Origin of the sequence: Enterobacter cloacae complex sp. S3, from assembly GCF_014930495.1 — a bacterium.
GTDB classification, from domain to species: domain Bacteria; phylum Pseudomonadota; class Gammaproteobacteria; order Enterobacterales; family Enterobacteriaceae; genus Enterobacter; species Enterobacter asburiae_B.
Genome location: NZ_JADBRD010000009.1, coordinates 256,832 through 277,316 on the forward strand (window position 1 = coordinate 256,832; position 20,485 = coordinate 277,316).

Annotated in this window: 22 protein-coding genes; 15 read left to right on the plus strand and 7 right to left on the minus strand. The window is 56.5% G+C overall.

The window, feature by feature from the left end:
- Positions 1-642 carry a metal-binding protein ZinT gene (gene zinT, locus IM317_RS05080; RefSeq protein WP_033146537.1) on the plus strand — a complete coding sequence of 214 codons (642 nt, stop codon included), beginning with the start codon at positions 1-3 and terminating at the stop codon, positions 640-642.
- A gap of 46 nt (positions 643-688) precedes the next feature.
- On the opposite strand, the gene ydeE is transcribed toward zinT, so the two are convergent.
- Positions 689-1,882 (minus strand): efflux MFS transporter YdeE, encoded by a 1,194-nt coding sequence (ydeE, locus tag IM317_RS05085; RefSeq protein WP_033145531.1) that lies wholly within the window; start codon positions 1,880-1,882, stop codon positions 689-691.
- A gap of 194 nt (positions 1,883-2,076) precedes the next feature.
- Here ydeE and eamA point away from each other — a divergent pair, with 194 nt between their 5' ends.
- On the plus strand, positions 2,077-2,982 hold the full coding sequence (gene eamA, locus IM317_RS05090; RefSeq protein WP_033145532.1) for an O-acetylserine/cysteine exporter: 906 nt from the start codon (positions 2,077-2,079) through the stop codon (positions 2,980-2,982).
- Between the two features lie 32 nt (positions 2,983-3,014).
- Here eamA and marB read toward each other — a convergent pair whose 3' ends face one another.
- From marB to marR, 3 genes are read right to left on the minus strand one after another with little or no spacing between them, the layout of a single operon-like run.
- Positions 3,015-3,233 carry a multiple antibiotic resistance protein MarB gene (gene marB, locus IM317_RS05095; protein WP_029741246.1) on the minus strand — a complete coding sequence of 73 codons (219 nt, stop codon included), beginning with the start codon at positions 3,231-3,233 and terminating at the stop codon, positions 3,015-3,017.
- Between the two features lie 32 nt (positions 3,234-3,265).
- A complete protein-coding gene (gene marA / locus IM317_RS05100; protein ID WP_008502237.1) occupies positions 3,266-3,646 on the minus strand; it encodes an MDR efflux pump AcrAB transcriptional activator MarA in 381 nt (126 codons plus the stop codon).
- A gap of 20 nt (positions 3,647-3,666) precedes the next feature.
- Entirely contained in the window at positions 3,667-4,101 is a 435-nt protein-coding gene (gene marR, locus IM317_RS05105) for a multiple antibiotic resistance transcriptional regulator MarR (RefSeq protein ID WP_008502236.1), read from the minus strand.
- Between the two features lie 255 nt (positions 4,102-4,356).
- On the opposite strand from marR, the gene IM317_RS05110 reads away from it, so the two are divergent.
- Positions 4,357-5,022, plus strand: a complete 666-nt coding sequence (locus IM317_RS05110) for a MarC family NAAT transporter (protein WP_023335699.1) — start codon at positions 4,357-4,359, stop codon at positions 5,020-5,022.
- A gap of 43 nt (positions 5,023-5,065) precedes the next feature.
- Here IM317_RS05110 and IM317_RS05115 read toward each other — a convergent pair whose 3' ends face one another.
- Positions 5,066-6,262 (minus strand): sugar transporter, encoded by a 1,197-nt coding sequence (locus IM317_RS05115; protein ID WP_033145533.1) that lies wholly within the window; start codon positions 6,260-6,262, stop codon positions 5,066-5,068.
- A gap of 177 nt (positions 6,263-6,439) precedes the next feature.
- Here IM317_RS05115 and IM317_RS05120 point away from each other — a divergent pair, with 177 nt between their 5' ends.
- The 3 genes from IM317_RS05120 to IM317_RS05130 all read left to right on the plus strand — a co-directional run bounded on the left by IM317_RS05120 (position 6,440) and on the right by IM317_RS05130 (position 8,614).
- Positions 6,440-7,228 (plus strand): PhzF family phenazine biosynthesis protein, encoded by a 789-nt coding sequence (locus IM317_RS05120; RefSeq protein WP_033145534.1) that lies wholly within the window; start codon positions 6,440-6,442, stop codon positions 7,226-7,228.
- 27 nt (positions 7,229-7,255) lie between these two features.
- Positions 7,256-8,047, plus strand: coding sequence for a PhzF family phenazine biosynthesis protein (locus tag IM317_RS05125; RefSeq protein WP_033145535.1), 792 nt, complete (start codon positions 7,256-7,258; stop codon positions 8,045-8,047).
- 84 nt (positions 8,048-8,131) lie between these two features.
- Positions 8,132-8,614 (plus strand): GNAT family N-acetyltransferase, encoded by a 483-nt coding sequence (locus IM317_RS05130; protein ID WP_033145536.1) that lies wholly within the window; start codon positions 8,132-8,134, stop codon positions 8,612-8,614.
- On the opposite strand, the gene IM317_RS05135 is transcribed toward IM317_RS05130, so the two are convergent.
- Positions 8,568-9,446: a LysR family transcriptional regulator gene (locus IM317_RS05135; RefSeq protein WP_033145537.1), complete on the minus strand. Its 879-nt coding sequence runs from the start codon at positions 9,444-9,446 to the stop codon at positions 8,568-8,570. The two genes, IM317_RS05130 and IM317_RS05135, sit on opposite strands and share 47 nt — an antisense overlap.
- Positions 9,447-9,544: 98 nt before the next feature.
- On the opposite strand from IM317_RS05135, the gene sad reads away from it, so the two are divergent.
- The 9 genes from sad (at position 9,545) to IM317_RS05180 (ending at position 19,923) form a co-directional block, all read left to right on the plus strand.
- Positions 9,545-10,933, plus strand: coding sequence for a succinate-semialdehyde dehydrogenase (sad, locus tag IM317_RS05140; protein WP_033145538.1), 1,389 nt, complete (start codon positions 9,545-9,547; stop codon positions 10,931-10,933).
- A gap of 122 nt (positions 10,934-11,055) precedes the next feature.
- On the plus strand, positions 11,056-12,645 hold the full coding sequence (locus IM317_RS05145) for a methyl-accepting chemotaxis protein (RefSeq protein ID WP_033145539.1): 1,590 nt from the start codon (positions 11,056-11,058) through the stop codon (positions 12,643-12,645).
- 62 nt (positions 12,646-12,707) lie between these two features.
- A complete protein-coding gene (gene glsB, locus IM317_RS05150) occupies positions 12,708-13,634 on the plus strand; it encodes a glutaminase B (RefSeq protein WP_033145540.1) in 927 nt (308 codons plus the stop codon).
- Positions 13,634-13,990 (plus strand): DUF4186 domain-containing protein, encoded by a 357-nt coding sequence (locus tag IM317_RS05155; RefSeq protein WP_033145541.1) that lies wholly within the window; start codon positions 13,634-13,636, stop codon positions 13,988-13,990. The genes glsB and IM317_RS05155 overlap by 1 nt, the downstream gene beginning before the upstream one ends.
- Positions 13,991-14,103: 113 nt before the next feature.
- On the plus strand, positions 14,104-15,543 hold the full coding sequence (locus IM317_RS05160; protein ID WP_033145542.1) for a GGDEF domain-containing protein: 1,440 nt from the start codon (positions 14,104-14,106) through the stop codon (positions 15,541-15,543).
- Between the two features lie 119 nt (positions 15,544-15,662).
- Positions 15,663-16,628, plus strand: a complete 966-nt coding sequence (locus tag IM317_RS05165; protein ID WP_033145543.1) for a sensor domain-containing diguanylate cyclase — start codon at positions 15,663-15,665, stop codon at positions 16,626-16,628.
- 82 nt (positions 16,629-16,710) lie between these two features.
- Entirely contained in the window at positions 16,711-17,238 is a 528-nt protein-coding gene (locus IM317_RS05170; RefSeq protein ID WP_033145544.1) for a GNAT family N-acetyltransferase, read from the plus strand.
- A 118-nt stretch (positions 17,239-17,356) separates the two neighbouring features.
- Positions 17,357-18,808, plus strand: coding sequence for a tagaturonate reductase (locus IM317_RS05175; RefSeq protein WP_033145545.1), 1,452 nt, complete (start codon positions 17,357-17,359; stop codon positions 18,806-18,808).
- 200 nt (positions 18,809-19,008) lie between these two features.
- A complete protein-coding gene (locus IM317_RS05180) occupies positions 19,009-19,923 on the plus strand; it encodes a bestrophin family protein (protein WP_033145546.1) in 915 nt (304 codons plus the stop codon).
- Here IM317_RS05180 and IM317_RS05185 read toward each other — a convergent pair.
- On the minus strand, positions 19,911-20,459 hold the full coding sequence (locus tag IM317_RS05185) for a GNAT family N-acetyltransferase (RefSeq protein ID WP_033145547.1): 549 nt from the start codon (positions 20,457-20,459) through the stop codon (positions 19,911-19,913). The two genes, IM317_RS05180 and IM317_RS05185, sit on opposite strands and share 13 nt — an antisense overlap.
- Between the last annotated feature and the right edge of the window lie 26 nt (positions 20,460-20,485).

Sequence of the window (20,485 nt, forward strand, 5' to 3'; positions counted from 1 at the left end):
TTGGCTGCACATTTTGGGAAATTTGCCATGACTCTGGGGGCGCTGCTGGTCAGCGGCCAGCTGTTTGCTCACTCGCACGGCCATCAGATGTCCGAAGCGGAACAGAGGGCGGCGAACGGCGTGTTTGAGGATAAGGACGTGAAGGACAGAGCGCTGTCTGACTGGGACGGGACCTGGCAGTCGGTCTATCCGTTCCTGCTGGACGGTTCGCTGGATCCGGTGTTTAAACAGAAAGCGCAGAAAGACAAAAGCAAAACCTTTGACGAGGTGAAAGCGTACTACCGCAAGGGCTATGCGACGGACGTGGATGCTATCGGCATCGAAAATAACGTGATGGAATTTCATAAGGGCAAAGCGGTCAGCCGCTGTCAGTATGATTACAGCGGCTACAAAATACTGACCTACGCATCGGGCAAAAAAGGCGTTCGCTACCTGTTTGAGTGTAAGGATGCCGGCAGCAAGGCTCCGAAGTTTGTTCAGTTCAGCGACCACACCATCGCCCCGAAGGCCTCTTCCCATTTCCATATTTTCATGGGCAACACCTCCCACGAGGCGCTGCTGAAAGAGATGGATAACTGGCCGACCTATTATCCGAATGAGATGTACAAAGAGCAGGTGGTAGAGGAAATGCTGCACCACTGATGCTTTATTGCCGGGTGGCGGCTACGCCTCATCCGGCCTGGAAGCGCTACGCCACGTTGGGCGTTTCACACCACGCCTTCACGCTCATCCCACGCAAAATCATCAGCCACGCCATGACGATGGCGACCATCATGATGACAAATAGCGACCAGTGCGGCAGGTTGGTCAGGATAATACCGGTGATCATCGGGTTTGCCGCCGCGCCGAGCCAGCCCAGCGCCTGAGCGGAGAAATAGCTTGCCTTCATTCCCGGCGGGGCAATGTTGTCGATCAGCATGTATTCGCCCGGTGCATAGATAATCTCACCCAGGGTAAAGATGGCGGCAGCGATGCCCCAGTAGACCAGGTTTTCTCCAGAGACCATAAATCCCCCCAGCCCCACGATAAAAAACAGGGTGGCGAGGGTCATCAGCGGACGAATATTGCTGGCAGAGATCTTGCGGCCCAGCGCATATTGCAGCGTCACCACCACGGCGGCGTTGACGGGCAATACCACGGCGACCACCTTTTCGGCGAAATTACTGTCTGCATGCGCGGCCAGAACGTATTGCGAAATGCAGGTCGCGAACGATCCGCCGACGTATGACGCCAGCAGGCCAGAGAGCGTATACCAGAACAGCGCGCGGTCTTTCAGCAGTACCGACGGCTGCCAGGGCATTTTCTCCTCGGCGGTATCCAGCGCAACGCTTCTCTGCACGAAGAAATGGATGAATCCGAGCGGCAGCGCCGCGCAGAAGGCCGCCAGCCAGAACGGCAGCTGCAGGCTGTACATCACCAGCAGGGTGCCAATCGGCGGCCCGATCGTCCAGCCAATGTTCAGAAAGCTGTAGTTAAGCGAGAAGACGCGCGCTTTCTGGCTTGCGGTGAGCACGTCGGAGAACCAGGCCTTCAGCACCGTTGAAAAGACGGAATAGGCGCAGTTGATCAGCGCAAAGAACAGCACCACCAGCGTGACGTTATCGACCAGCGGGATCGCGACAAACCCCGCGATAAAAGCCACGATCGCAATCAGCATGTAGCGCTTTTTATCAAACTTATCGGCCAGAATGCCAAATCCCAGGCTGAACACCACGCCGATTGTCAGCGCAATCGTCAGGGCATAACCAATATTCTCGACGCTCATGCTGTAGACGCGCGTGAGATAAATGGTCATGAACGGCAGCGTTGCTCCCCGACCGATGGTTAATAACAATGACGACGCCAGCAGCGCTGCGGTTGAGCGCCTGAGAGATGGTTTCATATTCCTGCCCGACAGTTGCTTATGCTTTTTTTAGACGTGTGTTAACAGGATTACCATGACATAAGGGGCTTGTATAGCACCTAATTTATCCGTAAGTGCTTCGCCTGACTGCCATAATTAATGATCTTCTCGCCGCGCGCTTTTTTCTGTTACCTTGAACTGTTAACAAATAATTAATAATTCAGGGGCAGGGTATGACGCGTAAAGACGGGCTGCTGGCGTTGCTGGTGGTCGTAGTATGGGGGCTCAATTTTGTGGTCATCAAGCTGGGGTTGCACAACATGCCGCCGCTGATGCTGGCCGGTTTACGTTTTTTGCTGGTCGCGTTCCCGGCGCTCTTTTTCGTCGCCCGTCCGAAGATCCCGTTAAAGCTGCTGCTGGGCTATGGCCTGACCATCAGCTTTGGCCAGTTCGCGTTTCTCTTCTGCGCCATCAAGTTCGGGATGCCGGCCGGTCTGGCCTCGCTGGTGCTGCAGGCGCAGGCGTTCTTTACCATCATTCTCGGCGCCTTCGTGTTTGGCGAACGTTTACAGGGAAAACAGCTGGCGGGCATTACGCTGGCGGTATTTGGCGTGCTGGTGCTTATTGAAGCCAGCCTGAACGGCCAGGATGTGGCGCTGCTCGGCTTTATGCTGACGCTGGCGGCGGGGCTGAGCTGGGCCTGCGGGAATATCTTCAACAAGCTGATTATGCAGCACGAGGCGCGCCCGGCGGTGATGTCCCTGGTTGTCTGGAGCGCGCTGATCCCGATAATCCCGTTTCTGGCGGCGTCGTTTATTCTGGATGGTCCGGATGTAATGCTGAACAGTCTGGTCGAAATCGATCTGACCACAATCCTGTCTCTTGTCTATCTGGCCTTTGTCGCCACCATTGTGGGCTACGGGATTTGGGGATCGCTGCTGGGGCGTTATGAAACCTGGCGCGTGGCGCCGTTATCCCTGCTGGTGCCGGTGGTGGGGCTTGCCAGTGCGGCACTCTTGCTGGATGAAACGCTGAGCGCGCTGCAGCTGTTTGGCGCCGTGCTGATCATGGCCGGGCTGTACATTAACGTGTTTGGTCTGCGGGTTCGTCGGGCGACGCGGGTAAGCGAAAAGGCATAAAAAAAGCCCCGCGTCTGCGGGGCAAAAACGAATCAGAGGCCGTGCTGATTATAATAAGGCACGCCTAATTCGTCGGATTTGTCGCTACCAGCACCCATATGGTTAAAATCATAAGGCGACTGGTCATGTGCTGACGGCAAAATCATCGTATCAGGATTATTTTGCTGCGTTGCACGAGGGGTTTGCTCCGCGAAGGTCTGGCTGGAGAACAGCACCAGCAAGGCGAGGGCGGCGGAGGCGGTAACTTTCATGATTTCCTCGGTTACGTCTTTACAGGCGATGATTAACTACAGTGTTTTAACGGATACAGGTATCGGGATTCGCCCGGCACGCTGGTGATTCGGTACTTATGAGGCGGCACGTCAAAATAGTTCTTGAACGTACGCGTCAGGGTTTGTTGCGATTCAAATCCGTAACGCTCCGCCAGATAAAGGATCGGCTCATTGCTTTCTTTCAGTTTCTGGGCAATTTCCGTCAGCTTGCGGCTGCGAATGTATTGGCCTAATGAATGACCGGTCTCTTTTTTGAACATCCGTTGCAGGTGCCATTTGGAGTAACCTGAACGCTCTGACACTTTTTCAAGGGAGAGCGGCGATTCCAGGTTATCTTCGATCCAGTCCAAAATGCTATGAATGGTGATAGCGTCAGTATTGCGTCTGGACATCGTCATACCTCTTTTTCTGTTTACGGCAGTATTTTTTTGAGCAGAAGCTCAAGGGTTGCCACTTCATCTGCCGTTAAGTTTTTTGTTAGTTCCTGATGCAGTGTTTGTCCTACTAATTGATGACATTGCTCGCACATGGCCGCGCCATCGCTGGTCAGCTTCACCAGTACGCCGCGTTTGTCATTCGGGTTAGGGCTTCGTTCTATCCATCCTTTGCAGACGAGACGATCCAGCATGCGGGTTAACGCGCCCAGATCGACAGAGAGCACCTTTTTAAGCTCAACCGGTGTAATACACACTTCGCAGCGAATGGAACACAGCACTTTGAACTGTGTTGCGGTGATATCCAGCGGTGACAGATAGTCGTTGAGCAGGCGATCTTTTTTCTGATTTACCATATGAATAAGACGACCCAGCGGAACAACGTCGTTAAAGATATCACTGGTGCTTTTCACAATGGTTGCCCTGGCAAGTAGTTAGTCACGGCAGATATTATTGCTCAGGCAAGTATAAGTCAACTGAATGAGTCAGCCGATGCCACGAATTGCTAAAACGTTTCATGAACTTTTTTTGAGGTCTTTCAAATCATATAGATAACTGTCAGTTATCTTTCCAGGACGGAAATAATCGTTGCGTTGCACCCATGGCTCAATGTCACACTTTCACCCTATAATTGCTGTGTTAAATATGGATAAGGACAACAACGCACTATGTTGGATTTAATAAAAGCAATCAGCCTTGGGCTGGTGGTCTTGCTGCCGTTGGCTAACCCGTTAACGACGGTGGCGCTGTTCCTCGGTCTGGCAGGGAATATGAACAGCGCCGAGCGCAACCATCAGTCGATGATGGCCTCGGTGTATGTGTTTGCCATCATGATGGTGGCTTACTATGCCGGACAGGTGGTGATGAACACCTTCGGGATTTCCATCCCCGGCCTGCGTATCGCCGGGGGGCTGATTGTGGCCTTTATCGGTTTCCGCATGCTGTTCCCGGCGCAAAAAGCGCATGAGTCGCCGGAAGCGACCAGTAAATCGGAAGAGCTGGAAACCGAGCCGAGTGCGAATATCGCCTTTGTGCCGATTGCCATGCCGAGCACGGCGGGGCCGGGTACCATCGCGATGATCATCAGCTCCGCATCAACGGTGCGTGACAGCGCAACCTTCCCGGACTGGGTGCTGACGGTTGCGCCACCGCTGATTTTTGCGATTATCGGGGTTATCGTGTGGGCGTCGCTGCGCAGTTCTGGGGCCATTATGCGCTGGGTAGGCAAGGGCGGTATCGAGGCGATTTCCCGTCTGATGGGCTTCCTGCTGGTCTGTATGGGCGTGCAGTTTATTATTAACGGCGTGCTGGAAATTATTAAGACCTATCATTGATGTGATTGCCGGGTAAGGCGAAGCCGCCACCCGGCAAGAAGGCTTACCCGTGCTGACCCTGTTCCTCCAGCGCCACCGGCCATTTACGGAAGATGAGCACTGACCAGACCAGCGCCACCAGGGCCGGAATGGCGCCCAGATAGCCAATCGCCGACATCGATACGTGCAGTATTACCTGATTTCCCACCAGCGCGCCCGCGCCAATCCCCAGATTGAAAATCCCTGAGAACAGCGACATGGCGACGTCCGTTGCATCCGGCGCCAGGGCCAGGACCTTCACCTGCATGCCCAGACCAATAATCATGATCGCCACGCCCCAGAACAGGCTGAGGATCGCCAGATGGCTTTCACTGCCTGCGGCAGGCATCAGCAGCAGCAGGCAGGCCAGCAGCAGACCGATAGCGCAGCTCACCAGCGTTGACGCATGCCGGTTACCCAGCTTACCGAACAGCACGCTGCCAATAATGCCCGCTCCGCCGAGGATCAACAGCAGGACGGTGGCAAAGTTGGCGCTAAAGCCCGCCACCACCTGCACAAAGGGTTCAATGTAGCTGTACGCCGTGTAATGGGCCGTCACCACAATGACGGTAAGCAGGTAGATACCCAGCAGCGCCGGGCGACGCATCAGCAGCGGCAGGCTTTTCAGCGAGCCGGAATGCTCGCTCGGCAGCGCGGGGAGCAGCTTAATCAGGCATACCAGCGTAACCAGCGCGCCCATACCAATGGCGAAGAACGTCGTACGCCAGCCGAAGTATTGCCCTACGATGCGGCCAATCGGCAGACCCAGCACCATCGCCAGTGCGGTACCGGTGGCAATCAGGCTCAGCGCCTGGGCGCGTTTACCCGCTGGCGCGAGTCGAATAGCCAGCGACGCGGTGATCGACCAGAACACCGCATGGGCAAAGGCAATGCCGATTCGGCTAATGACCAGCACCGTAAAATTCCACGCCATAAACGACAGAACATGGCTGGCGATGAACAGCACAAACAGGCCGATCAGCAGCCTGCGCCGCTCCATCTGGCTGGTCAGCAGCATAAACGGCAAGGACATCAGCGCCACAACCCAGGCGTAGATGGTCAACATAATGCCCACCTGCGCCGTTTCCATCTGGAAACTTTCAGCGATGTCAGACAACAGCCCAACCGGAACAAATTCTGTGGTGTTAAAAATAAACGCGGCGATGGCCAGCGTGACCACGCGTAGCCACGCAACCCTGCGGGAAACTGTGTTCGTTGTCATAGGGATGTCGGAGATTCGTTGCTGAAAAGAAGAGGAGACGATCTTAAAACGTCGAACGGCGAAAACTCAACCATTATGTGACGCAGATCTCAATATTTACCTTATGAAAGCGGTAGCCGGGAACGCCGTTTTCATTGAATATAAAAGAACAACACAATAAAAACAGGCGGTAAGACAATGCAGGAGATTGATTTTTATCTGGTAGATGCGTTCAGCGACACCTCGTTTGGCGGCAATCCGGCCGCCGTTTGCCCGCTCAAGGAATGGTTACCCGATGAGACCTTGCTGAAAATGGCGCAGCAGCATAATCAGTCGGAAACGGCTTTTTTCGTCTGCAGTAAAGGGGGCATTGAGCTACGCTGGTTTACCACGCTCACCGAAGTCAATCTCTGCGGCCACGCTACGCTTGCGGCCGCGCACGTGCTGTTTACCGAGCTGGATTACCCGGATTCGCGGATCCACTTTGAAACCGCCTCTGGCCGCCTCACCGTCAGCCGGGAGGGGGAGTGGATGACGCTGGACTTCCCGGCATGTCCAACCCATGAAGAGACACCCCCGCCGGAGATGCTCTCGGCGCTGGGTATTAACCGCTACGTTGAAGCCCGTAAAGGGCGCGCATGGCTGATCGTTCTGGAAAATCGCCAGCAGGTTGAAGCGCTTGCGCCACGCTTCTCGGCGATGACGCCGGGCGAGCATAAGGTGAGCGTTACGGCGCGCGGTGAGGGGGAATATGATTTTGTCAGCCGCTTTTTCTCACCGGGCGTTTCCGTCCCGGAAGACCCGGTCACCGGCTCCGCGCACACCATGTTGATCCCATACTGGAGCGAAAAGCTGGGCAAAACCACGATGTTTGCCCGTCAGGTTTCAGCGCGCGGCGGCGATGTGCGCTGTGAGCTGAAAGGTTCGCGCGTGCTGATGAGCGGGCAGGCCACGCTTTATCTGAAAGGCACAGTTTTTCTGCGCTAAAAACCCATAACAAGAGAGGAAGAGACAATGCAGGAAATTGATTTTTATCTGGTGGATGCCTTCAGCGATAAAACCTTTGGCGGCAACGCCGCAGCGGTATGTCCTCTGGAAGAGTGGCTGCCGGACGAAACGCTGCTCAAAATGGCGCAACAGCATAACCAGTCTGAGACCGCCTTTTTCGTGCGCACCGACGGCGGGTTTGAGCTGCGCTGGTTCACCACGCTGGATGAAATTAACCTGTGCGGTCACGCTACGCTTGCCGCATCGCACGTCATTTTCGAATACCTTGATTATCCGCATACCGAAATCACCTTCACCACGCGCTTCGTGGGCGAGCTGACCGTCAAGCGCAGCGGCGACTGGCTGACGCTGAACTTCCCCGCGTGGACGACGGAAGTCGTCGAAAACCCACCTGAGGTGCTGTTTAGCGCGCTGGGCATCACGGAGGCGAAAGAGGTGCGCGTCGGACGCGATTACATGGTGGTGCTGGAGAGCCAGCAGCAGGTGGAAGCGTTAACGCCGGATATTGGGGCCATGCTTCCGCTGGATAAAATGGTCTGCGTGACGGCGCCGGGAGAAGAATATGACTTCGTCAGCCGCTTCTTCTGCCCTGGCGAAGGGGTGCCGGAAGATCCGGTCACCGGATCCGCCCACAGCATGCTGATCCCTTACTGGAGCGAAAAGCTGGGCAAAATGTCACTCAATGCCCGCCAGGTGTCATACCGTGGCGGGGATCTGCGCTGCGAGCTGAAGGGCGACCGCGTGCTGATTGGCGGCCAGGCTACGCTGTACCTGAAAGGGCGAATCTTCCTGCGCTAGCTGAGTGACGCGCTATAAGTTAATACTATGAACCACCCCGGCAGGCCTGAGCTATGTTGATATAAAAACAGCAAGGAGCCTGCCATGTATTCCATTACCTCTGAATCTGCACGTCATCCGGACATTCTCACGCTGATCGCGGCGCTTGACCGCTACCAGAGCGAACTCTATCCCGCCGAAAGCAACCATCTGCTCGACCTCGCTGCGCTGCCTGAAGCCTCGCTGATCCTGATGGTCATTCGTGACCAGCAGCTGCACGCCGTAGGCTGCGGAGCCATCGTGCTCAACGGCGACGGAACGGGGGAGATGAAGCGGGTCTATATCGATCCGGCCCATCGCGGGCAGCATCTCGGCGAGACGCTGCTGGCCGCCCTGGAAGATGAGGCCCTGAGCCGCCATTGCCACACGGTAAGGCTGGAGACGGGCATCAAACAGCGCGCCGCGGTTCGCCTGTACGAGCAGTGCGGGTACGATTTGCGTCCGGCGTTTGCCCCGTACGCTGACGATCCGCTCAGCCTGTTTATGGAGAAGGCGCTGGTTGAAGACGTTCGTTTAGCAGCGCTATAAAGGCTTCCAGCTGGCGGGTCATCGCTCCGCGCCGCCACACCAGCCAGGTTGTAAGCCAGCGCCAGTTTTCCGCCAGCGGCCAGGCTTCAACCTGATGATGTCCCGGCATACTCTCCAGCATCGAGCGCGGCATCAGCGCGATGCCCGCGCCCGCAATGACGCAGGCAAGCATGCCGTGATAGGACTCCATCTCATGAATGCGGCCGGGGGTGGCTCTGTCCGCATGAAACCAGCTTTCCAGATGTCGACGGTACGAGCAGTTCGCGCGAAAGGCGTAAACGTCGCTGCCGCTGACCTGCGTGGCGCGGGCGACCTCCGCGTGCCCGGCAGGCGTGACCAGCATCATCTCTTCCCGGTAGACCGGCATGCCCTCCAGCTCCGGGTGCGACAGCGGCCCGTCGACAAAGGCGGCGCTGAGGGTTCCCTCCAGTACGCCATCAATCATCGTCCCGGATGGCCCGGTAGAAAGGGCAAACTGGATGCGCGGATAGCGCTGGTTAAACTGCGCCAGCGTTTCGGGAATGCGCACCGCGGCGGTGCTTTCCAGCGCGCCGAGGGCAAATAGCCCCTGCGGCTCATCACCCGCGACGACCATGCGCGCCTCATCCACCAGGGCGAGGATCTGCCTGCTGTAGCGCAGGAAGTTATGTCCGGCGGGGGATAAGCGCAAACGCTGGTTCTCACGAATAAACAGCTCGACGCCAAGATCGGCTTCCAGCTGGCGGATGCGGGTCGTCAGGTTAGACGGCACGCGATGCACCTTCTGCGCCGCCTGGGTGATGCTGCCCGTCAGCGCGACGGCGTTAAACATTTCAAGCTGGGTTAAGTCCATGGCATTCTCGTTTCGTGAATAAGGTGGTTAGTATTATTCATTTTTAAGAAATAGCAGAGTGAGCCACAATGAATCAACCGAAATGCGTGGAGAACATCATGAAATATTCATCTGCTACACATGCCCTGTCCGTTAACCCGGCAACGGGAGAAACCCTCGCTGCGTATCCCTGGGCGACACCGGAAGAGGTTGACCGCGCGATTGCTCAGTCTGACGCGGGGTATCGCCAGTGGCGACGCGAAAGCGTGTCCCAACGGGCGCAGAAGCTCCTGGATCTCGGCGCCGCGCTGCGAAACCGCGCGGAAGAGATGGCGCAGACGATCTCCCGTGAAATGGGGAAACCCATCCTGCAGGCGCGGGCGGAAGTGGCAAAATCCGCAGCTCTGTGCGACTGGTATGCCGGGCACGGCCCGGCGATGCTGCGTGCGGAGCCTACGCTGGTGGAAAACCACAACGCGGTTATTGAATACCGTCCTCTGGGCCCGATTCTCGCGGTAATGCCCTGGAATTTCCCGCTCTGGCAGGTGCTGCGCGGCGCGGTGCCGATCCTGCTGGCAGGTAACAGCTATCTGCTGAAACATGCGCCAAACGTGCTAGGTTCTGCGGATCTTATTGGGCAGATCTTTGCGGATGCCGGTTTCCCTGAAGGCGTATTCGGCTGGGTGAACGCCACCAATGACGGCGTAAGCCAGGCGATTAACGATCGCCGTATTGCGGCGGTGACCGTCACCGGCAGCGTGCGTGCCGGTGCGGCCATTGGCGCGCAGGCAGGAGCCGCGCTGAAAAAATGCGTTCTTGAGCTGGGTGGCTCCGACCCGTTTATCGTCCTTAACGATGCCGATCTGGATCTAGCCGTGAAGGCGGCGGTGGCGGGTCGCTACCAGAATACCGGACAGGTGTGCGCGGCGGCCAAACGTTTTATCGTCGAGGAGGGTATCGCAGAGACCTTTACCCGGCGTTTTGTCGAGGCCGTTTCTGCGCTGAAGCTGGGCGCACCGGATCGGGAAGAGAACTTTATTGGCCCGATGGCGCGTTTTGACCTGCGCGATGAGCTGCATCAGCAGGTGCAGGCCACCCTGGCCGAAGGGGCAACGCTGCTGCTGGGCGGAGAGAAAATCAGCGGAGAGGGCAATTACTACGCGCCAACCGTGCTGACCAACGTCACCCCTTCGATGACGGCGTTCCGCCAGGAACTGTTTGGTCCGGTCGCGGCCGTTACGGTAGCAAAAGACGCGGAGCACGCCCTGACGCTTGCCAACGACAGCGACTTTGGCCTGTCCGCCACCGTCTTTACCGCTGACGCAGCGCTTGCGGATAAATTCTCCCGCGAACTGGAGTGCGGCGGGGTGTTTATCAACGGCTTTAGCGCCAGCGACGCGCGCGTGGCCTTCGGCGGCGTGAAGAAAAGCGGCTTTGGCCGGGAGCTTTCCCACTTTGGTTTGCACGAGTTCTGCAACGTGCAGACGGTGTGGAAGGATCGGGTGTAATTTATCTCCCGCCTGTGATTACGGCCCTCATCACGAGGGCCGTTGTCATTTATCTGCAATGGTTCTGTCATTTTCATTTCGTAGACTCGCTCGCGTCTAACGCATTGTTAATGAAGATAATTATGAACCTAACGCAAATTTTTCGCCGTATTGCGCAGCGTCTCACCCCTCGTCACTTTGGCCTGCTGACGGGTATCTTTTGCATTATTGGCCTTTTCTCCGCGCTGCAGCTCTCCTCCTCATTCCTGCTTAACGCCTCCCTGAACGACGCCCAGCGCAACGAGCAGCAAAACCTTCTGGCCTGGCAGCAGCAGAGCAAGCTGGATCTGGCCCGCGTTTCCCTGCTGGCGGCAAGCGACCTGCTTAACCGCTCCGGCGTCTGGTTTATGCAGGATAAAGAGACCGGCTCCGACGGGAGCTGGCACAGCCTGATGGATGATGCGCAAAAGGCGCTGGCGGTTTCTCAGCAGGCGTGGAAGGCCTGGCTGGCGCTGAATCCGCCGAAAGACGATGCCCTGGTGAACAGCTATCAGCTTTTCTACGGGGCGATCAACGAGCAGGCTGAAGGTCTGATTAAGACCAACACCATCGACGCGTTTTTTGCCGTACCGGCTCAGGCGTTTCAGTCTGATTTTAACGACAACTATGCGCGCTATCAGCAGGCAAGCGAGAAGCAGGCCATGCAGGGGCGTCAGAGCTTAATGGCGCAGCTCTCCGGCCTGCAAACGTTGTTCCTGTTTGCGCCGGTGCTGCTGCTCGCCATCGCGGTTGTCGTCTGGTTCGGCATGTCCAGATGGGTGATTACGCCGCTGCGTCGGTTGATTGCGCATATTAACCGGCTGGCGGCAGGGGATCTCTCCGGCACGCCGCCGAACGTCATGCGCTTCAACCGGGAGATAGGTCAGCTTAGCGACAGTATTGCGACGATGCAGCACGGTCTGCAGCAGCTGGTGACGCAGGTCAGCCATGCCACCGCGACGATGGTGGAGAACATTGACTCCCTTGCGCAGGGTAACCAGAAGCTGTATCAGCAGTCAGCGCGCCAGGCGAAAGAGCTTGAGGATGTGACGGCGCATATCGCGGCGCTGGAAAGCCATGTGGAAGGGAATACCGGCTATGCCAGGCTCGCCAGCTCGCGGGCCGATGAAGCGCGTCAGGCCGCCGTGGGCGGCGACCGGATGATGTCTACCGTGAATGCGTCCATGCAGGCGATCGTCGACCGATCTTCTGAGATGCGCGGGATCGTGGCGATGATCGACAGCGTGGCGTTTCAGACCAACATCCTGGCGCTGAATGCCGCCATCGAGGCGGCCCATGCCGGAAACCAGGGGCGCGGCTTTGCCGTCGTCGCCCGGGAAGTCGGGCTTTTGGCCAGAAAAAGCAGCCACTCGACGCAGACCATTCAGGAGCTGATCAACCGCTCGCTGCAGGGCATTGAAGACGGTTCCCGCGCCGTTAACCTGATGGAAGAAAATCTGCAGCAGGTCACCGGTCTGGTGGGCAATTTGAGCAGTTTGCTTAATGAGATCTCAACCGCCACGCTCAGCCAGGGAGACAGTATTCACCAGATGACGCGCCAGCTTCAGGCGCTGAATCAGGTCTCCCGGCAGACGGACCTGCTGGTCTCTGACGCCTCGGATGCCTCTGAGCGGCTGCAAAAGCAATCCGATCTTTTATTGCAGGCCGTTTCGCGTTTTCGTCTTAGCGCCTGACGCAATACATAAGCCTCTGTTATACTCGCAGCCCGTTTTAGCCTGAGGGCAAGGAGCAAAGTGTGGCTGCGGTCATCCATAATGAGATGTTGGACGAGATTCTGGCGCAGGTTCGTCCGTTAATTGGAAAGGGGAAGGTTGCCGACTATATTCCGGCCCTTGCCTCGGTGAGCGGGAATAAGCTGGGGATTGCTATCTGTACCATTGACGGACAGCGATACCAGGCAGGCGATGCGGCTGAGCGTTTTTCCATTCAGTCCATTTCGAAAGTGCTGAGTCTGGTTGCGGCGATGCGCCAGTATGAAGAAGAAGAGATCTGGCAGCGTGTCGGTAAAGATCCTTCCGGCCAGCCTTTTAACTCGCTGCTTCAGCTCGAGATTGAACAGGGTAAACCGCGAAATCCCTTTATCAATGCCGGGGCGCTGGTGGTCTGCGATATGCTGCAAAGTCGCCTCAGCGCACCGCGCCAGCGAATGCTGGAGATTGTTCGCCAGCTCTCGGGCGTTGACGATATTGCCTATGATGCGGTGGTGGCACGCTCGGAGTTTGAACACTCCGCCCGTAACGCGGCTATCGCGTGGCTGATGAAATCCTTCGGTAATTTCCACAACGACGTGGCGACCGTGCTGCAAAACTACTTCCATTACTGCGCCCTGAAAATGAGCTGCGTTGAGCTGGCCCAGACGTTCCTGTTCCTTGCGCACCAGGGGCACGCGCCGCATCTCGATCAGGAGGTGGTTTCTCCGCTTCAGGCCCGGCAGGTTAACGCGCTGATGGCCACCAGCGGGATGTATCAAAACGCCGGCGAGTTTGCCTGGCGCGTTGGGCTTCCGGCTAAATCGGGCGTTGGCGGCGGGGTCGTGGCGATTGTGCCGCATGAAATGGCGATAGCCGTCTGGAGCCCGGAACTGGATGAAACGGGAAATTCCCTTGCCGGCGTGGCGGTTCTGGAGAAACTGACCCAGCGCCTGGGACGTTCCGTATACTGATGTCCGATCTGGATCCTCTCTTTTCCCGCCTGGCGCGATCGACATTTCGTTCGCGCTTTCGCTTAGGCGATAAGGAACGACAGTACTGCTGGGACAAAGGCCCCGAAACCATTGATCGGCACGCCGCGGATTTTGTCGAAAAGCGCCTTGTGCCCGCGCACCCCGCAAACGACGGTAAGCAGACGCCCATGCGCGGTCACCCGGTGTTTATCGCCCAGCATGCCACCGCTACCTGTTGTCGGGGCTGTCTGGCAAAATGGCATAATATTCCGCAGGGCGTAACGCTCACGGCGCCGCAACAAAATTATATCGTCAGCGTCATCCACCACTGGCTGGTGCTGCAGATGAACGCCTAAATTTGACGAGTTATGCTCCCGTGGTATTTGTGTTATAGATGCATCCCAAGTTAGTCCCGATCATGCTGACGACCGCAATAATTGCCATAAGCTTTCATATGGAATGATATTTAATGCGTTCTGCTCTTACCGCTTTCAGGCCGTTCCAGGTTGATACGCCGCTGCGAAATGCAGCGACGATCTTCATCCTCACCACCTTATTCTATTTTGTGGGCGCGGAATTACGGCTCGTTGAGGCCCTGTCGCTGTTCTGGCCGCTGAATGGCGTCATGGCAGGGATATTCGCCCGCTATGTTTACCTGAATTGCCTGCATTATTACGCGGTATGTTATGTCGCGATGCTGTTGTACGACGCGGTTACGACCAACTGGGGTATGGCCTCCGTGTTGATCAACCTGTCAAACATGATCTTTATCGTCGTCGTCGCCGTGCTGGTTCAGCGCGACAAGCGGCTGATGAAGAAACCCCCCGATCCGCTTAACGCGCTACGCCTGTTTAACTACTGTCTGATTGCCGCGCTGCTTTGCGCCTTGCTCGGCGCGGTAGGGTCGGTCGGGATTGACAGTCATACCTTCTGGCCGCTATTTGCCGACTGGTTTAGCGAGCAGTTCTCAACCGGCGTGCTTGTTGTGCCCTGTATGCTCACGTTGCGTATGCCCGGGCGTAAACTCAGGCTCCGTCTGGAGCAGCTGCTGCCGGTAATTGCGCTGATCGTCTCGGTGATCGCGTCGGTGGTGATTGGCGGAGCGGGGAGCCTCTCGTTTCCTCTGCCTGCGCTTATCTGGTGTGCGGTTCGCTACTCGCTGCCCGCCACCTGTCTGCTGACGTTTATCACGGGTGCCACTGAAATCATTCTGGTCGCCAACTCGATTATTAATATCGCCGTGGCGACGCCGTTTACGACGCCAATGATGTTTTCAGCCCGGCTGGGGATCGCCACGATGGCGATCTGCCCGGTGATGGTATCCGTCAGCATGGCGGCGATTAATTCCCTGATCCGCCAGGTTTCACTGAGGGCGGATTATGACTTTTTAACGCACGTCTACTCGCGTTCCGGGCTTTATGAGGCGTTAAAGCATGAAGAGACGTACCGGCACACGCGTTTTCTGACCGTCATGCTGCTGGATATTGATTATTTCAAAAGCATTAATGATAACTACGGCCACGAGTGCGGAGACCGCGTGCTGGCGTCGTTTGCCCGACAGGTTCAGCAGGTCGTCGGCGAAGACGGCATGGTGGCGCGCATGGGCGGAGAGGAGTTCGCCGTGGTGGTCAATTCAGGCGACGCGCAGCACGGTTTTGAACTGGCTGAACGTATCCGATCCACCGTTGCCGGCCATCCTTTTACATGGCGTCACCAGACGCTCTATCTGACGGTCAGCATTGGCCTCGGCAGCGGAAAGGCTGAGTCCTGGCAGTTGACCGAGGTCTTCAACAAGCTCATGGCCGAAGCGGACGATCATCTCTATCGTTCCAAAAAAGCGGGTCGAAACCGTACCAGCGCCCGGGTGGCGGACGAGCAGATTGCCGCGCCCTCCGGGAGTGAAACATAGCTGCGTTAATCGTCATAAGGCATTGACGTGAATAGTAAGCGGCTTAACAGGATGTCAGAACACTGACAATGTCTCTGTTTAAGCTACGCTTTTAGTAACGCTTTACGTCAGGAGACATTATGAAAGCACCTGCAACCCCTGAAAATGAAACAGACAGACTCAACTCGCTACGAGAATCAGGTCTGCTTGAGATCGACAGTTCCCCGGCGTTTGACCGCTTAACGCGTCTGGCAAAACGCTTCTTCCAGGTGCCGCTGGCGATGGTCAATCTCATTGATGAGCATTCGCTGATCGTGAAGTCGGCCGACGGTCAGGCGCCGGGCAGCGTTCCGCGCAATATCTCATTTTGCGGGCATACGATCCTCACCGAAGCGCCGCTGGTGGTGGGGGATATGCTTCAGGACGATCGCTTTGCGGATAACCCGCTGGTGGCCGGTGAGCCTCGCGTGCGGTTTTACGCGGGCTTCCCGCTGCGCCTGCGCGACGGCGCAAGCGTTGGCTCGCTGTGCCTGATTGATTACGCTCCCCGCGAGTTTTCTGCCGCCGACCTCGCCGTGCTGGGGGACCTTGGCGCGCTGGCGGAAGACGAATTTGCTGCCATCAGCGCGGCGACCACGGATGAATTAACCGGGTTATTCAACCGTCGGGGCTTTAATCAGCTCGTGCGGTTCACGCTTTCCGTTGCCCGGCGTCGCGCTGAGCCGCTCACGCTCGGCTGGCTGGATTTGGATCGCTTTAAGGAAATTAACGATCGCTTCGGGCATGAAGAGGGGGATAAGGCGCTGAAAGCGATGGCGCAGCTGATGCGCGCCTCTTTCCGCGAAGCGGATCTGCTGGTGCGTTTTGGCGGGGACGAGTTCGCCGTGCTGTTCGCGGATACGGATGAGCAGGGCGCATGGATTGCCATGCAGTATCTTGCCGAGCAGGTAGAAAACTATAACGCCCGCAAGCTACATCCCTGGTCTCTCCATTTCTCGTGGGGGCTCAGTGAATTCGATCATAACGGCAACAACCTGCAGCAGTGGTTAAAAGAGGCCGATGAAAAGATGTATGCCATGAAAGAGCAGCGACAGCGCTCCCGGTAACATAACAAAAGCGTATGTCCGATCCGTTTGCGTTAAGAAGATGTTAAATGCACAGTGACGGTATTCAACGTAAGGAAAAACAATGAATACCTCACTGCAAATCAAAAACCTCACCCGAGACGACATTCTCACCCATCTTGATGCGCTGGCCGGGATCCTCGAAAACTGTGTGAACGGCGGGGCATCCGTCAGCTTTATGCTTCCCTTTAGTCTGGATAAGGCTCGTTCGTTCTGGCGCGGCATCGCTGAAAGCGTAGGGCGCAACGAGCGTCTGGTGCTGGCCTGTGTCGACCCGCAGGACGGCGTCATCGGTACGGTGCAGCTGATCGTCGACCAGCCGGAAAACCAGCCACATCGCGCCGATGTGGCGAAGCTGCTGGTTCACGAGAAAGCGCGCCGCAAAGGTGCCGCGATGGCCTTGATGGAAGCGCTTGAAGCGGAGGCCCGGGCCAGAGATATTTCGGTTCTGGTGCTCGATACCTCCACCGGCAGCGGCGCCGAGACGTTCTACCAGCGTGCCGGCTGGCAAAAGGTGGGGGAGATCCCGCGCTATGCCCTGATGCCGGACGGCGCCATGACGGCCACGTCCGTGTTCTATAAGTTCTTATGATTATTTTGTACAACTACGCCGTGGATTGATCAAAACAGGGTTTCTGGTCGTTAAGTTTTGATAAGTTATCGTACCAATCTTATCAGGTTGTATGACTAATCATAAAAGGAACCCTCTTGTGAACACGCTCAACCGTCGTGATTTTCCCGGAGCTCAATACCCGGAACGCATTATTCAGTTTGGCGAAGGCAACTTCCTGCGTGCGTTTGTCGACTGGCAAATTGACCTGCTAAATGAACATACCGATCTTAACGCCGGTGTGGTTATCGTCCGTCCTATTCAGAGCGACTTCCCGCCGTCGCTGAACACTCAGGATGGTCTCTATACCACGATCATTCGCGGCCTGAACGGGCAGGGTAAAGCGGTGAGTGAGAGCCGTCTTATCCGCTCGGTTAACCGGGAGATCGACGTCTACGGCCAGTATGATGCGTTCCTGAAACTGGCGCACAATCCGGACATGCGCTTTGTTTTCTCGAACACCACCGAAGCGGGTATCAGCTACAACGCGGGTGACCGATTCGCCGATGCCCCTGCGGTGAGCTACCCGGCGAAGCTGACGCGACTGCTGTTTGAGCGTTATAGCCACTTCAACGGTGCAGCGGATAAAGGCTGGATCATCATTCCGTGCGAGCTAATTGACTACAATGGTGATGCGCTGCGTGAACTTGTCCTGCGCTATGCCCGGGAGTGGGCGCTGCCTGCCGCCTTTACCCAGTGGCTTAACGAGGCAAACAGCTTCTGCTCGACGCTGGTTGACCGTATCGTGACCGGTTACCCGCGCGACGAAGCGGCCACGCTGGAGGCTGAGCTGGGTTATCACGATGGTTTCCTGGATACGGCTGAACATTTCTATCTGTTTGTTATCCAGGGGCCGGCATCTCTTGCGCAGGAACTTCGTCTGGATAAATACCCGTTGAATGTGCTGATTGTCGACGACATCAGGCCCTACAAAGAGCGCAAAGTCGCTATCCTGAACGGCGCGCATACGGCGCTGGTGCCGGTGGCATTCCAGGCTGGGTTAGAGACGGTAGGCGAGGCGATGAATGATGCCGAGATCTGCGCGTTTGTCGAAAAAGCGATTTATCAGGAGATCATTCCGGTTCTCGATCTGCCGCGTGACGAGCTGGAATCTTTTGCCAGCGCGGTAACAGGGCGTTTTCGCAACCCTTACATCAGACACCAGCTGCTTTCCATCGCGCTTAACGGTATGACCAAATACCGCACCCGCATCCTGCCGCAGCTGCTGGCAGGGCAGAACGCAAGCGGACAATTGCCTGCACGTCTGACGTTCGCGCTGGCTGCACTGATAGCGTTTTATCGCGGGGAACGTAACGGGGAGAACTATCCGGTGCAGGATGATGCATTCTGGCTGGAACGTTATCAGCAGCTGTGGGCACAGCATCGCGACCAGCAGTTGAGCACCCGTGAGCTGGTGCAGTCCGTACTGAGCGTGAGCGAGCACTGGGAACAGGATCTCACGCAGATCACCGGGCTTGTCGACCAGGTGACCCTGGATCTTGACGCCATTCTCCTGAAGGGAATGCGCGCAGCGGTGAACCCCCTTTGCTAATGACGTTACCCGGCTTCGGCCGGGTTTAATTACACCTTATTTTAGTCACAACATACTATATGCTCTTTTTTTAAAACCGCATGCAGCACCGTGCGGTTATCGCTAAGCAGGTCATAAAATTCAATGTCCCGTTAACATGCTTGCAACCGTGAGGGAGATCACGTTTAATAGCCACGCTCTTTTCCTTCCTGAAACTCACTATGATTGTTCGTCCTAAACAGCACTGGCTACAACTGATTTTTGTCTGGCACGGCTCGGTACTTCCCAAAATTTACACCCGACTGCTGCTGAACTTCCTGCTTTCAATCGCCGTTATCCTGATGCTGCCGTGGTATACCTCGCTGGGCATCAAATTTACCGTGGCGCCATTTAGCATTCTCGGCGTGGCGATCGCTATCTTTCTCGGTTTCAGAAACAACGCCTGTTATTCGCGCTACGTTGAGGCTCGCCTGCTTTGGGGGCAGTTGATGATAGCGGCACGCTCGCTGTTTCGCGAGGTGAAAAACACCTTGCCTGACGATAAGCACCTGGGGGAATTTGTCCGCCTGCAGATAGCTTTTGCCAACTGCCTGCGCATGACCCTCCGCCGGGACCTGAACGCCGAACAGCTCTCTCGCTATCTTGCTCCGGACGATTTACGTCACGTGATGAGCGCCAACTCGCCGGCGAACCGCATTTTACTGATTATGGGGGAGTGGCTGGCCGTGCGGCGGCGTAACGGGCAGCTTTCAGACATCCTGTTCCACAGCCTGAACAACCGTCTGAACGATATGTCCATCGTCCTCTCCGGCTGCGAGCGCATTGCGACTACGCCGGTGCCGTTTGCCTATACGCTGATTTTGCACCGCACGGTCTATCTGTTCTGCATCATGCTGCCGTTCGCGCTGGTTGTAGATCTGCACTACATGACGCCGTTTGTCTCGGCGCTGATCTCCTACACCTTTATCTCGCTGGACACCCTGGCGGAAGAGCTGGAAGACCCGTTCGGCACAGAAGATAACGATCTGCCGCTGGACGCCATCTGCAACATGATGGAACGCGATCTGCTGCAGATGAACGATGAAGAGAACATTCCTGAAAGGCTGATGCCGGATAAGTATTATCAGCTGACCTGACGGGCGTTCCACTCGTCGCGGGTGATCTCCCACAGTTCGGAATCCAGCATGCCGCTGACGTAGGCTTTCTTTTCCGTCCTGATAAGCCGCATGCCGCTACTGTCTGAAATACGCCGGGAGCGGCTGTTGGCGGTGGCTTTCGGGGCGCGTAATACGGGTTTGTTTAGCGTATTGAACCAGTAATCCGTCGCGGCAATGCTGGCCTCGCGCATGTATCCCTGGCCCTGAAACTCCGGGGCCAACCAGAATCCACGGTTGTTATCTTCGACGTCATACAAACAGATAATACCCATCAACTCATCCGGCACCTCGCGACGACGGATGCTCCAGAACCAGGCGATCCCTTTTGCCATATCCGGCAGCGCCACGTTGTTGACATAGTTTTCCGCGCCGTTATCCGGGTAGGGCCAGGGCACGGAAGAGACCATATAGCGGACGATCTCCCAGCGCGGATAACGCTTTTGTATCTGGGCCGCATCTTCGGCAACCAGCGGTTTTAGCAATAAGCGTTCTGTCGTGAGCGTCGGTATCGTCATCCGCGGATCTCCATATTTAAGCGTTA